We start from the raw sequence: 7,851 nt of genomic DNA, 5'->3' as shown, positions 1-7,851 counted from the left end.
GAGCGCCCTGGTGTTCGGCGCGGAGGACCTCGCCGCCGACATCGGCGCGACCCGGACCGCGGACGGGACGGAAGTGCTCCACGCCCGCGAGCACGTCGTCCTCGCCGCCAGCGCCGCCGATGTCGACGCGATAGACACGGTGTACACCGACTTCTCCGACGAAGACGGGCTCAGGGAGGAGACGCGGTTCGCGGCGACACTCGGATACGACGGCAAGCTCGCGATCCACCCGGCACAGGTGGACCCGATCAACGAGGCGTTCACGCCGGACCCCAAGCGGATCGAGTGGGCCCGGTCGGTGTTGGCAGCCCGGGAGAGGGCCGACCGCGAGGGCCGTGGCGTGTTCCAAGTCGACGGGGAGATGATCGATGCCCCGCTACTTGCGCAGGCGGAGCGGATCGCCGATCGGGCCGCCGCTGCTGGGGTGTGGAATCGCGCTACTGAGTCGAGGGGTGGCTCCGATGACGGGAGCGGCCCGGACCGGGAGGAACCATGACATTCGCCAAGATTAACCCGCGGGGGTGGGATGTCCGACCATGAGCGACGACACGAACCCGTTCGAAAGCCTCCAGGAGCAGGTCGACGACGCCGCGGCGTATCTCGACGTCGACGACGGCGTCCTCGAGCGGCTGAAGGTGCCCGAACGGGTGTTGGAGACGAACCTGACGTTCGAGCGTGACGACGGGTCTCTCGAAACCGTCCGGGCGTATCGGTCGCAGTTCAACGGTGACCGGGGGCCGTACAAGGGCGGCATCCGCTATCATCCGGGTGTCACTCGCGACGAGGTCAAGGCCCTCTCCGGCTGGATGGTGTACAAATGTGCTGTCGTCGATATCCCGTATGGCGGCGGAAAAGGCGGGATCGAGGTCGAGCCGGCGGAGTACTCGACGGCCGAGCTGGAACGACTCACCCGGTCGTTCGCGACGGAGCTCCGGCCGATGATCGGGGAGGACCGCGACATTCCCGCGCCCGACGTGAACACGGGCCAGCGGGAGATGAACTGGATCAAGGACACCTACGAGACGCTGGAGAACACCACCGCCCCCGGCGTGATCACTGGGAAGGCGATCGACTCCGGCGGGAGTGCGGGTCGTGTGGAGGCGACCGGTCGATCGACGGCGCTGGCCGCACGCGAGACGTTCGACTGGCTGGGCCGTACCCTCGCGGACGCGACCGTCGCCGTTCAGGGATACGGGAACGCCGGGTCCGTCGCGGCGGCGTTACTCCACGACCTCGGCGCGACAGTCGTCGCGGTCTCGGACTCGGGCGGCGGGATCTACGACCCCGAGGGGTTCGATCCCCGTGCGGTCAAGAGCCACAAAGCCGAGACGGGTGCCGTCGCTGGGTACGAGGGGACCGAGGCCATAACGAACGACGAGCTGTTGACGATGGATGTCGACCTGCTGGTGCCCGCGGCGTTAGAGAACGCGATCGACGCCGACCTCGCCGGAGACGTCTCTGCCGATGTCGTCGTCGAAGCCGCAAACGGACCGCTCACTCCCGGTGCCGACGACGTCCTCACCGAGCGCGGCGTTTGGGTCGTTCCCGACGTGTTCGCGAACGCCGGCGGCGTGACGGTGTCGTACTTCGAATGGGTCCAGAACCGACAGCGCTTCCACTGGACCGAAGCCCGTGTCAACGAGGAGCTCGAACGCGTCATTACCGACGCGTTCGACGGGCTGATCGAAGCGTATGAGACACGCGATCTCCCCAACCTCCGGACCGCCGCGTACGTCGTCGCCCTCCAGCGGGTCGTGAACGCCTACGAACAGGGCGGTAACTGGCCGTGATCGGCGGTCAGGTGGAGAAATCGAACTATCGGACGGCTCAGGCCTCGAACAGCTGTTCTGCGTCGGTAGCCTGACGGCGGTAGATACCTCGGCCTTTCAGTCGGGGGACGGCGTGAGTGTGGACGGCCTCCTCCTCGAGGTCGTACATGATCGGGAACACGTTGCTTCGGCGGTCGGCAACGACGTAGGAGGTCGCCGTCGACAGTAGGTCGGGGTCGGGATCCGGGACCGCGACGACGACGTACCCGATCCGGGTCACCGAGTCCGCGTGGTCGTCCGTTCGCCGCGCGACCACCGCTCTGAAACGGTCGGCGGTGTCGACGAGGTCGTCAGCGTCGTATCCAGAGCCGTTTACTACCGTCGCGAACACCGAGACATCGCCGACCGATGGATCATGATCGCGGGTCCGCCACAGCAGGTCGAACCCGGACCCTCCCCCGTCGACGGCGTCGAAGCCGTGCTCACGTCGGTTCGCCGCCACCGCATCACGGTACCGATCGAACTCCATGTCGTGGACCGAGGAGTCACGTGATAAAAAGTGACACACATGGCGGCAGTACTGACTTCGACGGTTAGCCGTCCACTGATGGGTCCGAGCACGACGCCGCGAGCGCCTCGATCACCGAAGCGTCGCGTCCGTGACCTCGATGTGCCCACGGGTCCCGTCCCACACCGTCTCGTAGGTCAGATCGATACGTCGGTCCATATGTGGCCCATCGACGACGTACGTCTCGAACTCGCCGCCCTCCCCCAGCGGGTGAACGCCGTACGCGTCCCTGAGCTCGACGAGCTCCGCCAAGGCGTCCGCGTCGTACTGACGACCGAGCCACGAGTCGTCGATCCCGTGGGCGGCCACGCCGACGATCCGGATCTCGAAGCCCGCGTCGAACATCGCCTCCGCGAGCTCGATGGGATCCTCCTGCCACAGCGGGGCGTACAGGTCGATCCCCAGCCGGTCGCACATGCCGCGGATCCGGTCCGTCTGGAACGCACTCTCGACGGCACCAGCAGTGACTCCTTCGAGATCGATCGCGTCGTCGTCGGCCAGTTCGGCGAGCGCGGCCTCCATCGGCTCCAGCTCGTCGTCGCCCTGTGCCCCCGAATCGTCGACCTCGTCCGCGCCGAAGTCCTCCGGTTCGATCTCTATCAGTTCGATCCCGACGCTCTCGGCGGCGAGTGACGCGAGCCGTGTCGCCGGCGTGTGGTACATGTACGAGTCCCCGCTGGGATGCACCGTGAGGAGCCGTGAAACGTTCAGCCCGTCGGCGAGCGCACGGTACAGCGCCCACGAGGAGTCCTTCCCACCCGAAAAGAGGCTTACCCAGTCCCCGGTCATACTGAGAGGAGGTCGGGACCCCCTAAAGCGTCGGCGGTCCGGCGACGGACAGCGACCGACGCGACGGGAATCCTCGCGGGTTATATCCGCAACACCGATTATTACTGAAAAATGACAATATATTACACCGGCGGTCGCGGAGACTCCGGTATGGACGACAAAACAACACGATCGATCGACACGATCGCGGTGACGGAGGGCGAAGAACCGTTCGAGACCGGGAGCGAGGCGGGCGATGTCGTCTCACCGATCCACCTCTCCTCGACGTTCGCGCTTCCGGGACTCGATACCGAGATGCGACTGGAGGACGTGGACCCTGACGCCGGGGAGTTCGTGTACGGTCGACTCTCGAACCCGACCCGTCACACCCTCGAAACGCGGCTCGCGGCGCTTGAGGGGGGAGAACACGGGGCCGCCTTCGCCTCCGGAACTGCCGCGATATTCACGACACTGCTCTCGGTCGTCGAGCCCGGCGATCACCTCGTCGCCTTCGAGGACCTCTATGCGGGCACTCGGCGGATGCTCGACGACGTCTTCGTCTCTCGGCTCGACGTCGACGTTACCTACGTGGACGCGACCGACACCCGAAACGTTGCCGCGGCGCTCCGGCCCGAGACGACGATGGTGTGGATGGAATCACCGACGAACCCGAAGCTGGCGTTGTGTGACATCGCGGGGATCGCCGAGCTCGTCGCCGACCGCGACGCCGTCTTCGGCGTCGACAACACGTTCGCGAGCCCGTACTTCCAGCGACCGCTCGATCTGGGTGCCGATGTCGTCGTTCACAGCACGACGAAGTACCTCAATGGTCACTCCGACGCGGTCGCCGGCGCGGTCGTGACCGACGACGACACGCTCGCGGAGGAGCTCCGGTTCCTTCAGCAGGTCGGTGTCGGCGGAGTGAGCTCGCCGTTCGACAGCTATCTCGTTACCCGCGGGATCAAGACTCTGGCCGCCCGCATGGAGCGTCACGAGACGAACGCGCTCGCGGTCGCCGAGTTTCTGGAGTCGCGTCCGGAGGTCACCGCGGTGTACTACCCGGGACTGGAGAGCCACCCGGACCACGCGCTCGCCCGCGAACAGATGTCCGGCTTCGGCGGGATACTCTCCTTCGAGCTCGACGGCGACATCGACGACGCGAAACGGTTTCTGGAGGCACTCTCGGAGTTCACCCTCGCGGTGTCGGTCGGTGGCGTCGAGAGCCTCATCGAGCTGCCGGCGGGGATGACACACGAACCGCTGTCGCCGGCGGAACGGGAAGCGCTCGGGATCTCCGATACTCTCATACGCGCCTCCGTGGGGATCGAGGGGACGGCGGACCTGCTTGCGGACCTGGAACGCGGGTTCGACGCGATGGCGAGGCGCTCGCCGGCGACCTCGGACTGACAGCAGCCGCTGAAGTCGGCGACGTCGACAGAGCCGCGACCCGCACAGAGACCGTTGGCGGGCGGCGAGCGGGAGACAGCAAGCGGCAGGCGGCGAGCGGTGAGAAACGAGCGGCAGGCGGCGAGCGGGAGACAGCGAGCGGTGAGAAACGAGCGGCAGGCAGCGAGCGGCGAACCGTGGGGAGGATCAGTCCGAAATGAAGTCGTTGTCGCGCCAGTTCACGCCGCCGTCACCGTCGCCGGCCCCTTGGGGGCTTTCGACGACCTCGATGCTCGCCGGGCGGGACTCGCCTTCGACGATCCGGGTCGCTTCGAGCTCGCCGTCGTCCTCCGTGATCGCGGTCAGCGTCCCTTTCTCCGCGCGCGTCGCCAGCTCGCGGAGCACGAGGAACATCGGGTACTGTAACGCGGTGTTCTGGAGGACGGTCTCACGGTCGCCCTTGAAGCAGGCGAACTCGACGAGTTCCGAGGGGATCTCTTCTTCCTCGTCGTCCATCCACTGCGGGCCGCCGGCTCGCGGCGGTTCCTCCTCGTACACCCGCGTCTCGGAGACCGACGCCTTCAGCTGGGCGGTCGGCGTGTACTTGCTGATGCTCTCGTCGTCGGACAGGGCCTTGATTATCAGGGTGTTGTTTCGACGCGTGATGTCGATATCGTCGATCTCGGGTGGGAGATCGGGGTCTTCGTCGAAGTACGTCTCTACGTCTTCGAGTGGCAGTTCGAGCGTCGAATGGAGTCGGAACACGCGGCCTGTCATTGTTTAGTAGGGTGGGTGATGGATCGGACCGGTCGTCGCGACACGGGTGAGACCGACTGCACCTACCCCATGTACGGGACCTGGGTTTATATGGTCTACTCTTCGAACGACACCGGCCGTGACACTGACCGTGTGGTGCCGACGGATGACGCCAGTCGGATGGCGTTGGGACCCGATGTCGGCTACGCGGCGCCGAGCTCGGCGGCGAGCTCGTCGCGCTCCTCGAGCTCCGCTAGCACGTCGCTGCCCCCCACGAACTCGCCGTCGACGTACGTCTGCGGGATCGTTTCCCAGCCGCTGTGCTCGGCGAGTGCCTCGCGATAGGCGGGCAGCGCCGGCAACACGTCGATGGTCTCGAACTCCTCGACGTGCGCGCTGATCAGCTCGATCGCCCGCTGGGAGTAGCCGCACTGCGGCATCAGCCGATTCCCTTTCATGAACAGCACCACATCGTTGTCGGCGATCGCTTCGTCCACGCGCTCGGCGACCGCGTCCGGGTCCATGTCGCTGTCGGGTTGGAACGTCATACCACCGGATACGCGACGACGATTCAAAGGGGTTCCGTCCGGACCGGCGCTTCCGGGGACTCTCCCGGCGATCCCGCGTCACTCCCGGTCGACGCTGACGACGTCGACGAGCGAGTACACGGGGACGCCGTCGATATCCTCGTAGCCGACCTTGTCGACGAGGACGACGCACGCGACGGGCTCGCCGCCGTGTTCGCGGATCGCGTCGATCGACTCGCGCATCGTCGTCCCGGAGGTGATGATGTCGTCGACGACGTAGCAGTCGCGGTCGCGGATCGCGGCGAAGTTCCGCGAGAACCCTCCGCCGTGGTCGGCGATGTCGCCCTCGTCCCACTGGTGTTTCGCGGGCGCGTACGTCCCGAGGTCCGTGTCGAGCTCGTGTGCGACCGCGGTCGCGAGCGGCGCGCCGGCCTTCTCGATACCGACCGTGAGGTCGACCGCCTCGCCCTCCTTCGCGAGCAGGTCGGCCATCGCGGCCGCGGCGTACGAGAGCCGGGTCGAGTCGCGGCCGATCGCCGACCAGTCGACGTGGATGTCCGCGGTCGACTCCGTGTCCGCCGAAGCCGGGTCCGCGTCATTCCCTCCGCCTCGCTCGACGAGCCAGCTCGCCGTCTCCCGCGAGACGTTCAGCTCGTCCGCGATCTCACCTTTCGAGAGACCGTGCTCGGCGAGCTCGGCAGCGCTGTCTATCAGGTCGTCAACGTTCTTCATATGCGGTGAATTCGACCGCCGTTTTAATAGTCGTGTCGTCATCCACGAACGCCGCCTCGAACTCGTCGAGGGGGTGAATCCCGGTGACCAGATCGGTCAGGAACGACTCCGGGAGCGCCGCCAACGACTCGACCGCCGCCTCGAAGTGTTCGTATCCGGAGTTGACGCTCCCGACCAACGCCTTGTTGTGGAGGACGAGCTCGCGGTGGAGTCGGCCGCCGGCGACCTCGAACTCCCAGTCGGCCGGGACCCCGAGGAGCGCGCCAACCCCGTTCGGCGCGAGCGCCTCGATGGTCTCGAACGCGTGGGGCGCGTACCCCGTGGCCTCGAACACCAGATCCATCGGCTCGTGTGCGTCGGGGACCGCCGACACGGACGTGTCGTTCGAGTTGACGTACGTCGCCCCCAGTGACTCGATCACGTCGATCGTCGGGTCGGGGCGCTCCCGCCGGCCGAGACAGTAGACGCGGTCGAAGTCGGGATCGAGCATCGCGACGGTGAGCAGCCCGAGCGAACCGTTACCCAAGACGAGCGCGCTCTCGGGGTCCCAGTGGAACGCCGAGCGGCTCGCCGCGGCGTGTTCGAGCGCTTTCTCCGTGATCGAGGCGGGCTCGACGAGGAACCCCCACTCCGCGATCGACGGCGGGACCTCGACGAGGAACTCGGCCGGGCTCGTGAAGTACTCGGCCATGAATCCGTGCGCGCCGACGATCCCGCGTTCGTGGTACTGGCCGTCGGGAGCCATGTCGGGCTCGCCTCGCGCGAAGTACTCGTTCGCCCCGTTGGGCGGGCGACGGACCGTCGGCACGACGACGTCGCCGCGGTCGAACGGCGTGTCGTTCGGGTCTTCGACCACGCCGACCGCTTCGTGGCCGAGGACGATGTGGTCCTCGCCCGTGGGCGTTCCACCGTGACCGCCGGCGATCACTTCGTGATCGGTGCCGTCGACGCCGACGCGGAGCGTCCGGACCAGCGCCTCGCCCGCTCCTGGCTCCGGTCGTGGTTTGTCGATAACGACCGGCTCCTCTCCGTCGTCGTACACAGCGATCGCCTTCATACACGTATCGATGGGGCGAGACGACAAAAGATTTCTTTTGTTTCGAGTAAAGAATGGAGAGAAACCCGCGACGGGTTTTTATCGCGACGAACGGATCCCGAGACGTGTGTACACTCACGCTCGCGTGGCGGGTCTTCGAGGGGACGCCGGTCGCGCTCGCGGCCAACCGTGACGAATCGCTCGACCGCGAGTCCGAGGGCCCCTCCCTGCGGACGGCAGACGGGTCGACGTACGTCGCGCCCCGCGACCGGGTGGCCGGTGGAACGTGGATCGGCCTCGGGGAGTCCG

10 protein-coding genes are annotated in these 7,851 nt (G+C 66.7%); 4 read left to right on the top strand and 6 right to left on the bottom strand.

Annotation, left to right across the window (positions count from 1 at the left end):
- Both ACFQEU_RS08520 and ACFQEU_RS08515 read left to right on the top strand, forming a co-directional pair.
- The coding region (locus ACFQEU_RS08520) for an HpcH/HpaI aldolase/citrate lyase family protein (RefSeq protein WP_379781175.1) at positions 1–496 on the top strand (496 nt) is incomplete at its 5' end.
- A gap of 40 nt (positions 497–536) precedes the next feature.
- Positions 537–1,790, top strand: a complete 1,254-nt coding sequence (locus tag ACFQEU_RS08515) for a Glu/Leu/Phe/Val family dehydrogenase (RefSeq protein ID WP_379781173.1) — start codon at positions 537–539, stop codon at positions 1,788–1,790.
- Between the two features lie 37 nt (positions 1,791–1,827).
- On the opposite strand, the gene ACFQEU_RS08510 is transcribed toward ACFQEU_RS08515, so the two are convergent.
- Entirely contained in the window at positions 1,828–2,298 is a 471-nt protein-coding gene (locus ACFQEU_RS08510; RefSeq protein WP_379781171.1) for a hypothetical protein, read from the bottom strand.
- 111 nt (positions 2,299–2,409) lie between these two features.
- Positions 2,410–3,126, bottom strand: a complete 717-nt coding sequence (locus ACFQEU_RS08505) for a diphthine--ammonia ligase (protein WP_379781168.1) — start codon at positions 3,124–3,126, stop codon at positions 2,410–2,412.
- A gap of 150 nt (positions 3,127–3,276) precedes the next feature.
- Here ACFQEU_RS08505 and ACFQEU_RS08500 point away from each other — a divergent pair, with 150 nt between their 5' ends.
- On the top strand, positions 3,277–4,512 hold the full coding sequence (locus ACFQEU_RS08500) for a trans-sulfuration enzyme family protein (protein ID WP_379781166.1): 1,236 nt from the start codon (positions 3,277–3,279) through the stop codon (positions 4,510–4,512).
- 186 nt (positions 4,513–4,698) lie between these two features.
- On the opposite strand, the gene ACFQEU_RS08495 is transcribed toward ACFQEU_RS08500, so the two are convergent.
- The 4 genes from ACFQEU_RS08495 to ACFQEU_RS08480 all read right to left on the bottom strand — a co-directional run bounded on the left by ACFQEU_RS08495 (position 4,699) and on the right by ACFQEU_RS08480 (position 7,563).
- Entirely contained in the window at positions 4,699–5,268 is a 570-nt protein-coding gene (locus ACFQEU_RS08495) for a DUF7110 family protein (protein ID WP_379781163.1), read from the bottom strand.
- Positions 5,269–5,450: 182 nt separating this feature from the next.
- On the bottom strand, positions 5,451–5,795 hold the full coding sequence (locus ACFQEU_RS08490) for a glutaredoxin family protein (protein WP_379781161.1): 345 nt from the start codon (positions 5,793–5,795) through the stop codon (positions 5,451–5,453).
- A gap of 78 nt (positions 5,796–5,873) precedes the next feature.
- Positions 5,874–6,506, bottom strand: a complete 633-nt coding sequence (gfcR, locus tag ACFQEU_RS08485) for a transcriptional regulator GfcR (protein ID WP_379781159.1) — start codon at positions 6,504–6,506, stop codon at positions 5,874–5,876.
- On the bottom strand, positions 6,493–7,563 hold the full coding sequence (locus ACFQEU_RS08480) for a glucose 1-dehydrogenase (protein ID WP_379781157.1): 1,071 nt from the start codon (positions 7,561–7,563) through the stop codon (positions 6,493–6,495). The genes gfcR and ACFQEU_RS08480 overlap by 14 nt, the downstream gene beginning before the upstream one ends.
- 104 nt (positions 7,564–7,667) lie before the next feature.
- On the opposite strand from ACFQEU_RS08480, the gene ACFQEU_RS08475 reads away from it, so the two are divergent.
- On the top strand, positions 7,668–7,851 hold a 184-nt coding region (locus ACFQEU_RS08475; protein ID WP_379781155.1), incomplete at its 3' end, for an NRDE family protein.

It is taken from the genome of Halorubrum tibetense, from assembly GCF_042661865.1.
Classification (GTDB): Archaea; Halobacteriota; Halobacteria; order Halobacteriales; family Haloferacaceae; genus Halorubrum; species Halorubrum tibetense.
Note: the sequence above shows the minus strand (reverse complement) of the source record. Positions and strands in the feature narration are given on the sequence as shown.

Excerpts from the sequence above, each read along its gene's own strand:
- ACFQEU_RS08500 (WP_379781166.1), top strand. The coding sequence starts at position 3,277 with ATGGACGACAAAACAACACGATCGATCGACACGATCGCGGTGACGGAG.
- gfcR (WP_379781159.1), bottom strand. The coding sequence starts at position 6,506 with ATGAAGAACGTTGACGACCTGATAGACAGCGCTGCCGAGCTCGCCGAG.
- ACFQEU_RS08505 (WP_379781168.1), bottom strand. The coding sequence starts at position 3,126 with ATGACCGGGGACTGGGTAAGCCTCTTTTCGGGTGGGAAGGACTCCTCG.
- ACFQEU_RS08495 (WP_379781163.1), bottom strand. The coding sequence starts at position 5,268 with ATGACAGGCCGCGTGTTCCGACTCCATTCGACGCTCGAACTGCCACTC.
- ACFQEU_RS08490 (WP_379781161.1), bottom strand. The coding sequence starts at position 5,795 with ATGACGTTCCAACCCGACAGCGACATGGACCCGGACGCGGTCGCCGAG.
- ACFQEU_RS08480 (WP_379781157.1), bottom strand. The coding sequence starts at position 7,563 with ATGAAGGCGATCGCTGTGTACGACGACGGAGAGGAGCCGGTCGTTATC.
- ACFQEU_RS08510 (WP_379781171.1), bottom strand. The coding sequence starts at position 2,298 with ATGGAGTTCGATCGGTACCGTGATGCGGTGGCGGCGAACCGACGTGAG.
- ACFQEU_RS08515 (WP_379781173.1), top strand. The coding sequence starts at position 537 with ATGAGCGACGACACGAACCCGTTCGAAAGCCTCCAGGAGCAGGTCGAC.